General features: G+C 58.1%; 16 protein-coding genes and 2 pseudogenes. 5 read left to right on the forward strand and 13 right to left on the reverse strand.

Annotation, left to right across the window (positions count from 1 at the left end):
* Nucleotides 1-83: 83 nt before the first annotated feature.
* Nucleotides 84-983, reverse strand: coding sequence for a LysR substrate-binding domain-containing protein (locus tag ACK83U_RS21440; protein WP_112608581.1), 900 nt, complete (start codon nucleotides 981-983; stop codon nucleotides 84-86).
* Between the two features lie 110 nt (nucleotides 984-1,093).
* Here ACK83U_RS21440 and ACK83U_RS21445 point away from each other — a divergent pair, with 110 nt between their 5' ends.
* The 4 genes from ACK83U_RS21445 (at nucleotide 1,094) to ACK83U_RS21460 (ending at nucleotide 3,601) form a co-directional block, all read left to right on the forward strand.
* On the forward strand, nucleotides 1,094-1,846 hold the full coding sequence (locus ACK83U_RS21445; RefSeq protein ID WP_112410304.1) for an SDR family NAD(P)-dependent oxidoreductase: 753 nt from the start codon (nucleotides 1,094-1,096) through the stop codon (nucleotides 1,844-1,846).
* A gap of 262 nt (nucleotides 1,847-2,108) precedes the next feature.
* Nucleotides 2,109-2,546 carry a curlin gene (locus ACK83U_RS21450; RefSeq protein ID WP_112398897.1) on the forward strand — a complete coding sequence of 146 codons (438 nt, stop codon included), beginning with the start codon at nucleotides 2,109-2,111 and terminating at the stop codon, nucleotides 2,544-2,546.
* A 69-nt stretch (nucleotides 2,547-2,615) separates the two neighbouring features.
* A complete protein-coding gene (gene csgH / locus ACK83U_RS21455) occupies nucleotides 2,616-3,014 on the forward strand; it encodes a curli-like amyloid fiber formation chaperone CsgH (RefSeq protein ID WP_112608583.1) in 399 nt (132 codons plus the stop codon).
* Nucleotides 3,015-3,187: 173 nt separating this feature from the next.
* Nucleotides 3,188-3,601: a curlin gene (locus ACK83U_RS21460; RefSeq protein ID WP_162708054.1), complete on the forward strand. Its 414-nt coding sequence runs from the start codon at nucleotides 3,188-3,190 to the stop codon at nucleotides 3,599-3,601.
* Nucleotides 3,602-3,765: 164 nt separating this feature from the next.
* On the opposite strand, the pseudogene ACK83U_RS21465 reads toward ACK83U_RS21460, so the two are convergent.
* The 12 genes and pseudogenes from ACK83U_RS21465 to ACK83U_RS21520 all read right to left on the reverse strand — a co-directional run.
* Nucleotides 3,766-3,888, reverse strand: a pseudogene (locus ACK83U_RS21465) (histidine/lysine/arginine/ornithine ABC transporter ATP-binding protein); the annotation flags it as partial.
* A gap of 2 nt (nucleotides 3,889-3,890) precedes the next feature.
* Nucleotides 3,891-4,115 (reverse strand): annotated as a pseudogene (locus tag ACK83U_RS21470) (CorA family divalent cation transporter); the annotation flags it as partial.
* A 33-nt stretch (nucleotides 4,116-4,148) separates the two neighbouring features.
* Nucleotides 4,149-5,156 (reverse strand): hypothetical protein, encoded by a 1,008-nt coding sequence (locus tag ACK83U_RS21475; RefSeq protein ID WP_112608585.1) that lies wholly within the window; start codon nucleotides 5,154-5,156, stop codon nucleotides 4,149-4,151.
* Between the two features lie 16 nt (nucleotides 5,157-5,172).
* Nucleotides 5,173-5,535 (reverse strand): hypothetical protein, encoded by a 363-nt coding sequence (locus ACK83U_RS21480; RefSeq protein ID WP_162708055.1) that lies wholly within the window; start codon nucleotides 5,533-5,535, stop codon nucleotides 5,173-5,175.
* The gene (locus tag ACK83U_RS21485) at nucleotides 5,501-6,088 is read right to left on the reverse strand and encodes a hypothetical protein (RefSeq protein WP_162708056.1); all 588 of its coding nucleotides are present in this window, start codon (nucleotides 6,086-6,088) and stop codon (nucleotides 5,501-5,503) included. The genes ACK83U_RS21480 and ACK83U_RS21485 overlap by 35 nt, the downstream gene beginning before the upstream one ends.
* A 196-nt stretch (nucleotides 6,089-6,284) precedes the next feature.
* A complete protein-coding gene (locus tag ACK83U_RS21490) occupies nucleotides 6,285-7,613 on the reverse strand; it encodes a flagellar hook protein FlgE (protein WP_112608589.1) in 1,329 nt (442 codons plus the stop codon).
* A gap of 157 nt (nucleotides 7,614-7,770) precedes the next feature.
* Complete coding sequence (locus tag ACK83U_RS21495) at nucleotides 7,771-8,487, reverse strand: hypothetical protein (RefSeq protein ID WP_112608591.1); 717 nt, start codon at nucleotides 8,485-8,487, stop codon at nucleotides 7,771-7,773.
* Between the two features lie 122 nt (nucleotides 8,488-8,609).
* On the reverse strand, nucleotides 8,610-9,239 hold the full coding sequence (locus ACK83U_RS21500) for an exopolysaccharide biosynthesis protein (RefSeq protein ID WP_112608593.1): 630 nt from the start codon (nucleotides 9,237-9,239) through the stop codon (nucleotides 8,610-8,612).
* Between the two features lie 48 nt (nucleotides 9,240-9,287).
* Entirely contained in the window at nucleotides 9,288-9,599 is a 312-nt protein-coding gene (locus ACK83U_RS21505) for a hypothetical protein (RefSeq protein ID WP_112608595.1), read from the reverse strand.
* A gap of 69 nt (nucleotides 9,600-9,668) precedes the next feature.
* Nucleotides 9,669-10,658: a TerC family protein gene (locus ACK83U_RS21510; RefSeq protein WP_112608597.1), complete on the reverse strand. Its 990-nt coding sequence runs from the start codon at nucleotides 10,656-10,658 to the stop codon at nucleotides 9,669-9,671.
* 162 nt (nucleotides 10,659-10,820) lie between these two features.
* Nucleotides 10,821-11,546, reverse strand: a complete 726-nt coding sequence (locus tag ACK83U_RS21515; RefSeq protein ID WP_112608599.1) for an SAM-dependent methyltransferase — start codon at nucleotides 11,544-11,546, stop codon at nucleotides 10,821-10,823.
* A gap of 140 nt (nucleotides 11,547-11,686) precedes the next feature.
* Nucleotides 11,687-12,166 (reverse strand): Lrp/AsnC family transcriptional regulator, encoded by a 480-nt coding sequence (locus ACK83U_RS21520; RefSeq protein ID WP_015343530.1) that lies wholly within the window; start codon nucleotides 12,164-12,166, stop codon nucleotides 11,687-11,689.
* A gap of 300 nt (nucleotides 12,167-12,466) precedes the next feature.
* Here ACK83U_RS21520 and ACK83U_RS21525 point away from each other — a divergent pair, with 300 nt between their 5' ends.
* On the forward strand, nucleotides 12,467-14,221 hold the full coding sequence (locus tag ACK83U_RS21525; protein ID WP_112608601.1) for an alkaline phosphatase: 1,755 nt from the start codon (nucleotides 12,467-12,469) through the stop codon (nucleotides 14,219-14,221).
* The last annotated feature ends 53 nt before the right edge of the window (nucleotides 14,222-14,274 follow it).

Consider the following 14,274-nt stretch of genomic DNA (forward strand, 5'->3'; position numbering starts at 1 on the left):
TAAAATTAAGCAATAGAAAAATTTGCACAAACAGTGTGCAAATTTAAGGGTGCGTTCGACTTGGCACAAGGCTGAGAATTGCCTTAGCGCACCAGTGCATCCTTGGGGAAACCGGCGGCGAGGCTATCGATGAAACTGCGGACCGCTGGCGGAAGACCGCGGCGCGTCGTGAACACAATATGGACCAATCCCTTCACCCCGCGCCAGGTTGGCAATACGCGCACGAGTTCGCCCTGATCGAGCGCTTGCCGGCAAGTGTGATCGGGCAACAATGCGACGCCCAGCCCTGCAAGCGCGGCTGCCCTCACGGCAGTAAAGTCGGCGCAGCCCATTCTCGGCTCATGGCGGAATATATGCGTCTTGCCCTCCTCCGACTCGAGAAACCAATTGACCTCACTCTGGTCATCCGTCGTCGAAAGCGTCGGTTGGGTCGACAGGTCATTGAGGCTGTGGATGCGGGCGGCGACCTGTGGGTTTGCGACGAGAATCCGGACCGAATTTCCGAGCGACCGCATGGTCAGCGACGCATCGCCATCGAGCGATGTTCGGACCCGGAGCGCGACATCGATCCGTTCCTCGATGAGGTTGACCGGGCGATCGATCGCGACGAGTTGCAGGCGCACCTTCGGATGCCGTGTCAGGAATTGCATCACAAGCGCTGAGATCGGTTCGACCAATCCTGTCGGACAGCTCATACGGATCAGGCCATGTGGCTCCGATTGAGCTTCGGCCACCAGGGCTTCGGCGCGCTCGGCTTCCGCCAGCATCGCCTTGCAGCGCTCATAGAAGGATTGGCCGATATCGGTCACCCGAAAGCGGCGGCTCGATCTTTCGATCAGTCGCACTCCGAGCCGTTCTTCCAGCCCCGCAACTCTCCGGCTCAGCTTCGACTTCGGCTCGCGCAGAGCTCGTCCCGCGGCGGCGAACCCGCCGTGGGCGACGACCTCGGCGAAGTAGAATAGATCGTTGAGGTCAGATCGCATCATCGTTCTCCATTTGGAACGATGAGTATCAAATTTGCCTGCTATTTGCAGCATCGTTCTGCTGGCATGTTCTTCTCAACGGCAACCAGCCGCAACAAAGGAGCATGACAGTGAGCAGGAAATTCGAAAACAAGGTCGTGATTGTAACCGGCGGCACGAGCGGCATTGGCCTTGCCACCGCAAAAGCTTTCTCCCAGGAAGGAGCTGCGGTCTTCATCACGGGCCGGCGCAGGGAAGCGCTCGATGCTGCCATTCGGCAGATCGGCGGCCGTGTCAAAGGTGTGCAGGCCGATATGAGCAAGCTTGTCGATATCGACCGCCTGTATGATGCTGTTCAGCAGGAGCATTCGCACATCGATGTGGTTTTTGCGAATGCCGGCGGCGGCGAGATGGTGCCTCTCGGCGCGATTACCGAAGAACATTATCAGAAGACATTCGACACCAACGTGAAGGGCACACTCTTCACCGTGCAGAAGGCGTTGCCGCTCCTGCGCGACGGCGGTTCGATTGTCCTCACCTCGTCGACGACGAGCATTTCCGGCACACCTGCCTTCAGCGTCTACTCTGCAACCAAGGCCGCCGTGCGCAACTTCGCCCGCAACTGGATCCTCGATCTCAAGGATCGCCATATTCGCGTCAATGCAATTAGTCCTGGCGTGACGGAGACAGCCGGCCTCAACGAACTCTTCGGCAATGGTGAGAGCGCGGAGAACACGAAGAATTACCTCGCGAGCCTCATCCCTGCCGGCCGCGTCGGGCAACCGGAAGAGATCGCCAAGGCCGTCCTATTCCTGGCCTCCGACGACGCTTCCTTCATAAACGGCATCGAACTCTTCGTCGACGGCGGTCACGCCCAGATCTAAGGCACGATCGCAAAGAGAACGACCAGATCAGGCATCGCAACGGTGCCTGATCTGCCTCCGGCTCATTGAAGAGGTTTTACGTGCCCGAATGCGAGCGTTGGAGCGGCGTCGCCATAGCATGGGGCGCTCGCTCCTCGACGGCGCGGGTGCGGATCTCTGCGAATGAACGCTGTCTGAATAGTGCCTTCAGCTTCCGTTCCAAGGGCAAATTATAGAAGGGAGACGTTCAACCGCGGTCCTATCCGCCTGAGGAGACTTAGTCATGATCCGCACGTCTATCATTGCAACCGCACTCGTCGCACTCGTCGGCATCACCGCCGCAGCCCCCGCCATGGCCAATGATGTGCGTATCGAACAATATGGCTGGTCGAACTCCGCAGGCGGCGCTCAGGAAGGATACGGAAATCGGATCAGAACCTATCAGAACGGCGGTTATAACCGGATCATCGGCCATCAATATGGTCGTCACAATCTTTCGGCGGTCGGCCAGGAGGGCCATGACAACTATGGCGCCACCTATCAGAACGGCGACCGCAACGTAGCCGGCATCGGTCAGTTCGGCTCCAACCATACAACCATCCTTACCCAGGACGGGAATGGCAATATCGCGGCCGGCGTACAGGTCGGTCATGGTTGCAGCGCCAATGTCAGCCAGGGCGGTAACGGCAATGTCGCGGCCTTCGTCCAGGCATGCCCTTAAGGCACGGACACGACTGCGCAACGACAAAGACACCAGGATACCAACTGCAGGCCGTTAGGAGGATGATCCATGGCAAATAACGTCAAATATCCGCGCCACCTGATGGCGATTCTAGCGCTGGTCCTGCTTCCCGTCGGCGCGGTAGCGGCCATGACTGCGGCCAATCAATCCGATGGGGCACGGCTTTGCGAAATCAAGGCAACGCCTGGAGCAGGTATGGTGAGACTGGATGCGCTCGTCCACGCCGACAAGCATGTCGGCGGGACCTACACTTTCCATGTCGAAAAAGCCGGAAACGGTGGAAGTTCCGCAATCAACCAAAGTGGCGATTTCGACGCCAAGGCGGGACAGGCAGCAATCCTCAGCTCCGTTTCGCTCGACTCCAAAGGAACGGAATACAAGGCGACGCTGGATGTCGTGATCGGAAACAAGAGTTTCAGCTGCATAAAGCGAAGCGGCGACGACTGATCGGCCTACAAGACCCCGCAAATTCCCTAAAAGGGCGCCGACTTCCGGCGCCCTTTTGTCTTTCATCAGCCTGAAATGACTGAACGAGAACTGAACGGGTAATTCCGAATTGGTTCAGCCGCGAAATGCGAGAGTTGATCATCGGCCAAGGCAGCCGACACATGGAGATCAGGATGACCCGCAGCGTGTTTAAGATCCTTACCGTCACCCTTCTTGCCGGGACCCTGGGGCAGGTGGCATTGGACGCGCCAGCCTATGCTGGCGGCCGGATCTCGTTCAACCTCGCGCCGGATAATGCCGAGGATGCCAATATTTTCTCCACCGGATTGCGAGTCTATTCGCTCTACCGCGATCTGAAGGGTGCCGACATCCGGCAGCTGGGACGGGGGAATGCGGCCGGCATCGCTCAGGCTGGCCGCGGTAACATCGGTTTCATCCAGCAACGGGGCAATGGCCATTCCGCGACCTTGCAGCAGAATGGCAATAACAATGCCTATGGCATTTTCCAATACGGGCGAAATACGGAAACCAACGTGGTACAGGATGGGGATAACGGTATTGGCGCCACCTTCAGCTATGGCTGGTAAGGCAGTTCACAACAGTCCGAGAGTGATGGACATCCTCCGTCATCGCTCTATTGGCAATGACCCATTAAGGCGTATCCGCCTTGGACCACCGATGCCGAACAAGCCGTCGATATTCTATTGAAAGGTATTTCGGATATACCGTCGCGACTTTTTACTGCACTTAGTCAGCGTTCTTGAGCGAGAAACTGGCGGAACCGAAGCGATCTAGGTAATGTGAACATCTCGGCCAGCTTGCCTTCTTCTATCACGCCCTTATGCAGAAAGACCACCTTGCTCGAGACATGTTGCGTCAAAACCAGCCCTTCACCTTGAACCAGACCAATGGAATGACGGTGCTGAGTATGATGACCGCCCAGCCATATTAATATCCCCAAGCCCAATCATATTCGGGTATGTTCTTGAAGTTCATGCCATAGATGCCGGCAATAAGGGTTGGGGGAATGCCTGCGATCGACACGATGGTAAGAACCTTGAATATGTCATTCTGAGCGATGCCGATCAGTGCGACCAGAGCTTGTCGAATTTCCGGACCTAGCCTTCACGAGACTCACTGCTGATCGCAGATCGGGATCGGCCGGGCAGGCGGTGCGGGATGGTCCTTCTTATACTGGACGATGATCGGCTCGAGGGTCTCCTTGGGCCAGAACTTGGGCGTGCCGATTTCCTTCAGGCAGGATTCGTTCCAGTACAATCCGGATTGGGCAGGGGAATGTCCGGCCGCAACGGCCTTGGCAACCGCCTTGATGTCCGAGGATTCGGGATAGATGTAAAGCGTCGTGGGATTGTCCTTCACCATGGAGATGATCTGATTGGCATCCGAGGCTGACCAGCTTGTGCAGCCGTCGCTGCGGCCGCCGGCATATTCGACCAGCTTCCCGAGCGGAACATATCCGTCCCGGTTGGCATAGGGGCTCTGTGGGTCTTTCTTCATGCAAATGCCGGCGACCTTAGCCGCCGCATGTCCGCCGATGGCCCGCTGCCGCGCATTGGCGGTTTCGCCCTCGCCGTCAAACTGGAGGAAGGTGCGAAGGTAGGCGACCTCCTTCGCCTGCGAGAGCTTGTAGTAACCCTTGAAGGTCGTCTTCGTCTCTTCCGTCAGATAGGAGCCACCCGTCGTCAGGTTGGAATCCATCGCGTTGCCGAAGTTCTTCGCACACATGCGGTCATTACCGAAATCGGCAACGCCTTTGAGATCGCGACCGCTGCCGTGGCCCGATGAGACGACACGAAAGGTCTGAGTCGCCTCGCAGACGATATAGAAGCGGCCCGCCGACTTGCCGTCATTCGGCGTGTTCGGACGGGTGGCGTCCATGGCGAAGTAGCAGGGATTTTTGACCGTGCCTTCGCTCACTTTCCGCATGTAGAGCGCACGGGCTCTCTGCAGGACCGGCAGGGCAATCTGCCCGTCACCGGCGCCGACATAGACGCCGAGCCATGCCGGAATATCCGGCTGCCGGGTTGCTGCCAGTGATTGCGATGTGGGGGGGATGACGAGGGCGAGGGAGCAAAGGCTGAGCATCAGGGCGACGCTTCGAAGGGCATATCTCAACCGCACGGAAATGGTTCTCCTATCAAATATCCTGGATCCACACCCGGCGCTGCCGGCTAAAGCGATTTTGACAGCGAGCCTGCCCCACAAGCCCGGCTGTCATGCGCTCGAATCCAGAAATCATATTTGTGCGCTGCTTTGCTGAACGAGACCCTAACAGGCGCGGGAATCTCTGCTGACTAGGAAAATTCTGTGCCTGCGATTCATTTTTCTGCCGGTTTGCGTCAGCATTCCTCAGCGATCGCGGCGCAAATATGGCAGGCGTCATGCAGCCCTTGCGTTGAATATCCCAAGTGCGGGATCCTACTTCTTCTTTCGAAGCCGCCGTGTCAAATTGATAGTGGAAGATACTAGCGGGCACCATGGCTCGATCGATATCGGCCATAATCGGCCATTGCCTCCGGTGCCAAATCCTGCAGCTCCTTCGAGGCCGGCCGCCCCTTGAGGTGGATAAATATCGGTCGCGGCTTGCTGGTTTGATTAAGCGTTAGATAGGCGCTTTCTAATGGCCGCTTCGTGAGCCACTCGGAATCATGACCGAATGTTATGTTCAGCTGCGCGCGATCGAGCCGGTATGCACTTGCAAACGGTCCGATACAGCTTGTTTCGACAATCGTCGTCGAATCCAGCAGAACCGCAGTCACCGTTCGCAGAGAGGCTGATATCCCCGAAACTATCGCGAAGATCACACCCCAGACTGCCCATATGATCAAACGCCTGCGCGTGAAGAATGGACCCTGGTCGAGCATTTCGATCGCAGGTCCATAACGATTCGGCCTGCGAACTAATGCGGCAAAACTGGAGACGATAGCTGTCTGCAACAGAAAACTGCTGAGGAATATCGCAGCCATGCGATGGCTACAGTCGAAGCTTGAGAAGAAACCATCGTCCAGGACTACCATCACACCCCCCGTGCTGCGTAGGAGACTATTACGCATGCCCAAAGGAACTCTTACTTCTCAACTCCGTGGAGTTTGGATCATTATCCAACGGAATGAAGATTAAACTGCTCAACCTGTGATGCGGAGAAAACCATGCATATTGCTGGGGGCGCACCAGCTCATGGCCGCCGTATCAAGGTGAAATAGAAAAGGGCCCCGCAGGAGGCCCTTTTGTGATCGATCGGCGCGAAGCTTAGCGCTGGAGGTTGACCAGCACGTCCAGCAGGTCGGCGCCCGTCTGGAACACCTTGGAATTGGCTGTGTAGCTCTTCTGTGCCTGGATCATGTCGGTGAGCTGGCCGGCTAGGTCGACATTCGACGCTTCCAGCGAGTTCGACTGGATGTAGCCGAGGCCGTTGCTGTTGGCGAAGCTGGTGACGGTGACACCGGAGTCGGCATTGGCCTGATAGACGTTGCCGCTCATGAGCGTCAGCTTGTCCGGGCTTGCAACGGTTGCCAGCGGGATCTGATAGATCGCCTTCGGATCGCCTTTCGCATAGTTGGCGTAGACGACGCCGTTTTTGTCGATCGTCACGCCGGTGACGGGCGCCGCTGCTTGCCCGTTGGTGGACCCGGTGGAAGCGAAAGCCGAGGCTTTCTGGGTCATCTTGCTCAGGTCCATCGCGATCGAGCCGGCAGTCTTCGGATCGTTGATCGTAAAGCTGCCACCACTTAGCATGTTGCCGCTTGTATCGAAAGTCAGCGTGCTTGTCGCAACAGGGGCAGATGAGTAGGGGAAGGATGATCCGCTGCCCGACGTGTTCGCATCGGCATTGCGGTAGACGGCGACTTCCCATGTGCCTGATGTCGCTGGGGTCGGCGGAGTAGTGGTGGGATCGGCAGGCTTGGCATCCGCCGTCTTGGTATAATAGATGTCATACATGACGGTGTTGCCGAGCTTGTCATAGCCGACCACCGAGCTTTTCTGGGTATCAGTCGTAGCCGCCGCACCCGTACCACCCGTTCCCGTGTAGGCGGTGCTTGGCAATGCGCCGGTCGCAACTGTGGCACCCGAATTCAGGTTGCCTGTAAAGCTGCCGGAGGTCGAGGGAGAGTTGGCAAGGCCGCTTTGGTTGACGTTGATCGGGACGAGGCCATCGAAGCCGTTGACGACGACGGCGGGCGCTCCCGATGCATAGGAATAACCCATCAACGTATAACCGGCGGAATTGACCAGATTGCCGTTGGCATCCGGAGTGAAGTCACCCGCGCGCGTCAGAACCGTCTTGCCGTCGGCGCCCTGCACGACAAAGAAGCCGGCGCCGCGGATCGACAGGTCGGTGCCCGACGAGGTGGATATGGCATCGCCCTGCTGCGAGACCGAATAGCTGACATTCGTCTCGACGCTACCGGAATTGTAATTGCCGCCGCCCGATGGCAGAATCAACGACGAAAAGCTGGCCGTTGCCGACTTGTAGGCCGTCGTGTTGACGTTCGCGATGTTGTCCGACACGGTGCTAAGCTTATTTGCTTGCGCGTTCATGCCTGAAACGGACGTTTTCATGCTACCAAAGATGCTCATTGGTTCCTCGCACGTTGCTGATGCCGCCACGATAGCGAGGGTGACTTGTGTGAAACTGGCTTTTTCCTGTGTTGCAAAGTCGAGAAAAGTTTTCCGCTTCGATAATCAGCTTGCGGCGGAGCATTGAATTCCGGGGCTGTTAGGGTGCAGGGCGTGCCTATTGCGCTGGCAGATGCGGGACAGGAAAGTCCAGCACGCGGCTGGTATAGCTTTCGATCAGCGCACTGAACGGCGTGCCGTCCGGCAGCTTCAATACGGCGTGATGTTCGAGAAGAAACGGAGGTAGGGCGAGCGGCGCGCCGGCGGATGGTGGGAGATCGGCACCGGTGTCCCAACCTTGCGGGAGAGGCGACCAAAGCAACTTTGCCGACAGATTCGTGCGGGAGAAATTAAGGGCCTGAACGGCCCGACCGAAGGCGACGTCGCTCGTTTCAAGGGCCTTGTTCATATCTGCCGTAAGCTTTGCCGGCACATACCAGTTATCCGCCTCCGACAGCACGCGATCGCCGCATGCGAGGCGCACGCGGCGATAGGCGATAGGCTCGTCAGCTCCGACCGCCAGCAGTTTCCGGATTTCAGTGTCGGCAGTCTTGTCCTGACCGCGCACGCGCTGCGCAACGATTTTCGAGCCTTCCGGGGCAAGCTTATGCGCAGCGCACCAGCGATCGAGCGTCAGCGTGGCGCTGGCATTGCTGAGGAGATCGGCATTCAGTGTCTGCAGGATTGCCAGCGCTTCCAGACGCGAGGTCGGCGTGTCGGGCCACGGAGAAATAGCTGCCATTTCCTGCGCGATCGCCGTCTGCGCGCCAAGGGCAACAGCGAGGGAACTGCCGAGAGTGACCATACGGACGAATGACGGGGGCTTTGATGGCATGCGCTGAAATCCTCCGGCGGATTTGATTTTACGGCCGAGGCCTTATGGCTGACTAATATATCGCTGGCATAAATGGCAGGCCCGCCGCCATTGGCAAGACCCGAAATATTGGGGATGCGCGTCTATGATCCGATTGCGTTCAGACCTGTGACGGCCATCCGAATAAGACCTGCCGTGGCGACGAAAGCCAGAGCGGAGACGAACAGCGCCGCCAGGATCAGCAATCCGTCCCGTGCCATCAGGGCGACCGCGATCGCCACGAGGGCAAAGACCGGCATGTAGTTGCCGAGCGGGATCGGCAGGGCAATGGTGATCGCCAACAGGAAGATCGGGAACGAGAGCAGCCATTGCATGGTTGCGCCCGTAAAAAGAGCCAGCCGTCCGGGACGAACGACCGTCTCGATCCTGGCGAGGATCGGCGCGCTGTAACGCACGGTGAGTTCCACGATTGACGGCGAAAGCCTGCGCCGGCTCAGGAAGGCCGGCAGCCATATGGTCCGGCGACCGATTGCAATCTGCGCCGCCACCAGGGCAAGCGCACTGCCGAATACGACGCCGAACGGTCCCGGTATCGGGATCAGTGCCGGCAGCGAGAGAAAGAGAATGATAAAGGCCAAGCTCGGGTGCCCGAGGCCACAGAGCGCCTCGCCGATAGAGATGCCGCCCTGTTCATGGGCGAACCTGGCGAGCTGGTGCAGGCGAGTGGATGCCCGGTCATCATGCTCAGTCGTGCCGGCAGCCTGTTCTGTCATCGGACATCACCAGATGAGGTCACCGGAATTTCTTGCTTACACAAAGCATCAAGCTTCATCGGCACCTTCGCCGCTTCCTGGTATAAGCTTGATGATGGGCGCACAGTCCGGATTGCTTTTGTCGAGCAGATTGGCAGGGCTGCTCCAGCCGGTCGAGAGGCCGATGACGGTGGAAATCGTCCAGAAGGTGTCTTCGGAGGCGCGCCGCGCCAGCGCCGGGACCTCGGACGAAAGACATGCTTGCGATTGCCTGACGGTCTCGGCCGGCTGACCGGCGGCAACGGCATGCCGCTCGATCTCGGCTTGCAGAGGACCGAGGGCGAAAGTTGCAAAAAGGGCTGCGAGGAGATTGGAGATCATGTCTGTACCTTGTCGGAGGTCTGTTTGAAGCGGAGAGGGACGTGCCCCGGAGGGGGGCACCTCACGGCATCAGGCGCTTTCGGTTTCGGTTTTGTTGCGTGTCTTCAGCAGGCTCCAGCCGACGCCGCTTGCAATGATGGCGAAGGTGATGCCGAGCGAGAGGGCGGCGGGGAATTTTTCCAGATCCAGCATGTCGGCGACGAAGATCTTCGAACCGATGAAGACGAGCACGATGGCCAGCGCCGGCTTCAGATATTGGAAGCGGTGGATCATGGCGGCGAGCGCAAAATAGAGGGCACGCAGGCCGAGGATCGCGAAGATATTCGACGTATAGACGATGAACGGATCGGTGGTGATCGCGAAGATTGCGGGAACCGAATCCACGGCGAAGATCACGTCTGCCACTTCGATCAGCACGAGCGCCATGAAAAGCGGCGTGATGAACCAGACCATCTTACCGGTCTGCGGATTCGGCTGCTTGATGAAGAAGCGCTCGCCATGATGATGGTCGGTGACGTTGAAGCGGCTGCGCATGAAGCGCACGAGCGGGTTCTTCGACACATCCGGCTCGGTATCCTTCACGACCAGCATCTTGATGCCGGTGATGATGAGGAAGGCGGCGAAAACATAGAGCAGCCATGAGAACTCGGCCACCAATGTCGCGCCGACGCCGATCATGATGGCGCGCAGCACGATGACGCCGAGAATGCCCCAGAAGAGCACGCGGTGCTGATAGAGACGGGGCACGGCGAAGAAGGCGAAGATGAGGGCAATGACGAAGACGTTGTCGAGAGCCAGCGTTTTTTCGACGACGAAGCCCGTCATATAGGCAAGGCCGGAATCGGCGCCGAGATACCACCATACCCAGCCGCCGAAGGCGAGGCCAAGGGTGATATAGAGGACAGAGAGCTTGATGCTCTCGCCGACGCCGATCTCCTTGTTTTCCTTATGCAGGACGCCAAGATCGAAAGAGAGGATGGCGATGACGAGCGCCAGGAAGCTCATCCACATCCAGAGCGGCTTTCCCAGCCACTCGACGAAGAGAAAAGACGTTTCCATGAGAGAAAACCCCTGTCGGCGCAATGTCGGAAACGGTCCGACATCGCAAGAGCGCCGACGGCTCTCACCAGAGGGGCCCGGACCAGCGGGTTGCCCAATAGCTGGGAAGCGACTGTTAGCCTTTCAAGAGGCTTGCGCGCATTTTGCAGCAGAGCAGCAACATCATTTGCCCGTCTCACCCGTCGCCCGACCGATGTGAACGCCGTAAACGCTTGCCCTCTCCTGTGCGACGAAATCCGCCAGGGCAGGGGGAATTTCGACGTGACCGCTGTGCCGCCCGAGGATGTGGAATCCTTTTGGAAGACAGGTCGCGATGCGGTCGATTATCTTTTCATAATCGACAACAAGCATCTCCCGTCCCGCCATGAGGCTGAAAAGCTCCGCGTCGGCGATAACGTGCTCATTTTCGCAAAACCAGTAGGAGGAGATCGTCAGGTCGGGAAGATAGCCGATCGGTGCCGGCAGGTTTCGTTGCTCGAACTGGAAACGCCCAGGCAGTCCGGCAGCCGATATCAGTTCCCGGGCGAGAGAAAGCTGATGTTCGGATATGTCTAGACCGTGAAGCTGAAGCTCGGGATTGCCGGCGAGATAGGCAAAGGCAAGGCTGAAAGCGCCGGAGCCGCAGCCGAGGTCACATACTCTTCTATACTTGTGAACAGTTGCACGAAGGCTGGTGAGCGCCTGCAGGCATTTTAGTGAGTTCCGCATCCCGAATGCACGCATAAAGGCATCGGCGGCGCGGCTATAGTCGAATATCTCTATCTGGCGCCTGCTTTCGACGGCATTGCGCAAGGCGATGGAATCGTTGCTGGGATGATACAGATGATTGCATCTGAGCAGGACTTCGGCAAATTCTTCGAAATGCCGCGTCTGTACATCCGTGGTCATGCAAGCCGATCCTCGCCAAGGAGATTGTCTTTGGTATGATTGGAAGGGCTGTATGCGCAGAAAGCAACCCCTCAAAACTTGCCCTTGACGCTCAACAGGGCACGGCCGCGTGGCGGTGACCGCCAAGCGCCTTCGCCATATCAGCCGTGCGGCAAATGAACCGGAAATCCCTCGAAGGTCTTGAGGGTATCGAGGACGATCGCCGTCTTCACATGCTGGACCGATTCATGCGGAAGCAGCACGTCGTTGACGAAGCGGGAGAGATCGGTGAGCCCGCGGGTGGCGACCTTCAGGTGATAGTCCATTTCGCCCGTCAACGCATAGGCTTCCAGCACCTCGGGCAGACCGTTGATGAGCTGCGAAAACCGGCGGGCGTTGTCCCTGTTGTGAGTGGCAAGCGTCACAGAAATGACCACGAGCATGTCCAGCCCCAGCCTCTGCCGGTCGAGATTGGCCTGGTAGCTGCGAATATAGCCCTCCGCCTCCAGTCGCGTGCGGCGGCGCGAGCATTGCGAAGGCGATAGCGCGATGCGTTCACCCAGCTCGTTGTTCGTCAGTCTGCCGTCTTTCTGAAGCTCCTCCAGCAGGCGTAGATCCAGTTTATCGAGCTGTTCTTCCATTGCGAAAAATCCTCAAAGTCCTCACGAAACGTGCGTAATATTTTCCCCTTCGGTTAAGATAGCAAGTTTTCACTCACGGTGATCGGTATAGCTTGCATGATAATGGATTGCGGATGACGACGAATTGACGGGACCGTTTGCATGTGTACGCAGCATTTTAGATGCGGCACATACAATCAGGATTGCTTATCGGTTTCTGTTTTGGAATTAGTGGTTGTGGAAAGTTGACCCATTTTTACATGATTGTCATCTGGCTTTTATATGTGGGGAGCGGGAAGCAACCAAACGCAGGGGGTGTAAATGCGTAAACTTCTTCTCGCCATGATGTCTGCGACCATAATGTCCGGCGCAGCCCATGCAGCGACAGTCTATCCGTTGGACCGGGCAACGGTACTCGCCGGCTCTCCGTTCGATTTCAAGGTGGAATTCAGCCAGGTCGTGAAGCCGGAAGACGTGAAGGTCACGGTTAACGGCGAAAGCTACGACGCGGTTTTCGGCAAGGCGGCTGATTTCGTCGGCGAAGAAAAGGGTGCTGAGGACAAAGTTCTCGGATCTGCCCTGATCCTGCGTGGCGTCAAGCTCGCAAAGCCCGGCCAGTACAAGGTCGAGGTTTCGGCCGGCGACGAGAAGAAATCCGTCAACTGGGATGTTTATGGCACTTCGGCGACGCCGAAAGCCAAGAACATCATCTTCCTGCTCGGCGATGGTCTCTCGGTTGCGCATCGCACCGGCGCCCGCCTCATGTCCAAGGGCATGACCGAAGGCAAGGCCAATGGCCGCCTCGCCATGGACGACATCCCGCCGGTTGCCTTCATCGGCACGTCCTCGACCTCGGCGATTGCCACCGACAGTGCCAATACCATGTCGGCTTACATGACCGGCCACAAGTCGGCCGTGAACGCCCTCGGCGTCTATGCCGACCGCACGCCAGCAAGCCTCGATGATCCCAAGGTCGAAACCATCGGCGAGGCCCTGCGCCGCACCGGCAAGAAGTCGCTTGGCATCGTCACCACGGCCGAAGTCGAGGATGCGACGCCGGCAGCGCTCGTTTCCCATACCCGCAAGCGTGGCGACAAGGCCGATATCGTCGGCATGATGTATGACGTCAAGCCGGATGTCCTGCTCGGCGGCGGCTCGGCCTATTTCCTGGCGAAAAGCGTGCCCGGTTCCAAGCGCAAGGACGATAAGGATTATATCGCGCTCTTCAAGGATGCCGGCTATGCCGTTGCGACCGACAAGAACGAACTGGCGGCTGCCGCCGGCTCGAACCAGGACAGGCTGCTCGGCCTTTTCCATACCGGCAATCTCGACGTCACGCTCGACCGCGAATTCCTCAAGAAGGGCACTGTCGACAAGTTCCCGAACCAGCCTGGCCTCGTAGATATGACCAAGATCGCGCTCGACAAGCTTTCCAAGAATCCGGATGGCTTCTTCCTGATGGTCGAGGGTGCGTCCATCGACAAGATGAGCCATCCGCTCGATTGGGAGCGCGCTCTGGTCGATACGATCGAGTTCGACAAGGCCGTTGCCGTCGCCCGCGAGTTCCAAGCCAAGAACCCGGATACGCTTGTTGTCGTCACCGGCGACCACACGCATGGCGTCTCGATCATCGGCACTGTCGACGATAACAAGCCGGGCACAGAAATGCGTGAGAAGGTCGGCACCTATGCGGCTGCCGGCTTCCCGAACTATGAGGACAAGGATGGCGACGGCTATCCGGACCGCGTCGACGTTTCGCGCCGCCTGTTTATCGCCGCCAACAACGGCCCTGATCACTACGAGACCTTCCGTCCGAAGCTCGATGGTCCTTTCGTTCCGGCGATCCAGAACGAGAAGAAGGAATATGTCGCAAATGAAGCCTACAAGGATGTGCCCGGCGCCGTCTTCGTGCAAGGCAACCTTCCGAAGGACGAGGACAGCGGTGTCCACGCCGTCGATGATGTCGTGCTCCAGGCGGCAGGTCCAGGTGCCGAAGGCTTCCGTGGTTACATGGAACAGAGCGATGTCTACCGGGTGCTGGCCGATACTTTCGCGCTCGGCACCGAAAAGATGTAAGTCCTGACAGGCCATGTGAATAGGGCAGGCGGTGTCGAAACCGCCTGTTTTCT

The organism is Rhizobium sp. WW22 (assembly GCF_047041135.1).
Taxonomy (GTDB): domain Bacteria; phylum Pseudomonadota; class Alphaproteobacteria; order Rhizobiales; family Rhizobiaceae; genus Rhizobium.

Coding starts and splice junctions, on each gene's coding strand:
- ACK83U_RS21460 (WP_162708054.1), top strand. CDS start 3,188: ATGACCCGCAGCGTGTTTAAGATCCTTACCGTCACCCTTCTTGCCGGG.
- ACK83U_RS21450 (WP_112398897.1), top strand. CDS start 2,109: ATGATCCGCACGTCTATCATTGCAACCGCACTCGTCGCACTCGTCGGC.
- ACK83U_RS21480 (WP_162708055.1), bottom strand. CDS start 5,535: ATGGCCGATATCGATCGAGCCATGGTGCCCGCTAGTATCTTCCACTAT.
- ACK83U_RS21520 (WP_015343530.1), bottom strand. CDS start 12,166: ATGGAAGAACAGCTCGATAAACTGGATCTACGCCTGCTGGAGGAGCTT.
- ACK83U_RS21485 (WP_162708056.1), bottom strand. CDS start 6,088: ATGCGTAATAGTCTCCTACGCAGCACGGGGGGTGTGATGGTAGTCCTG.
- ACK83U_RS21505 (WP_112608595.1), bottom strand. CDS start 9,599: ATGATCTCCAATCTCCTCGCAGCCCTTTTTGCAACTTTCGCCCTCGGT.
- ACK83U_RS21510 (WP_112608597.1), bottom strand. CDS start 10,658: ATGGAAACGTCTTTTCTCTTCGTCGAGTGGCTGGGAAAGCCGCTCTGG.
- ACK83U_RS21495 (WP_112608591.1), bottom strand. CDS start 8,487: ATGCCATCAAAGCCCCCGTCATTCGTCCGTATGGTCACTCTCGGCAGT.
- ACK83U_RS21440 (WP_112608581.1), bottom strand. CDS start 983: ATGCGATCTGACCTCAACGATCTATTCTACTTCGCCGAGGTCGTCGCC.
- ACK83U_RS21500 (WP_112608593.1), bottom strand. CDS start 9,239: ATGACAGAACAGGCTGCCGGCACGACTGAGCATGATGACCGGGCATCC.
- ACK83U_RS21490 (WP_112608589.1), bottom strand. CDS start 7,613: ATGAGCATCTTTGGTAGCATGAAAACGTCCGTTTCAGGCATGAACGCG.
- ACK83U_RS21515 (WP_112608599.1), bottom strand. CDS start 11,546: ATGACCACGGATGTACAGACGCGGCATTTCGAAGAATTTGCCGAAGTC.
- csgH (WP_112608583.1), top strand. CDS start 2,616: ATGGCAAATAACGTCAAATATCCGCGCCACCTGATGGCGATTCTAGCG.
- ACK83U_RS21525 (WP_112608601.1), top strand. CDS start 12,467: ATGCGTAAACTTCTTCTCGCCATGATGTCTGCGACCATAATGTCCGGC.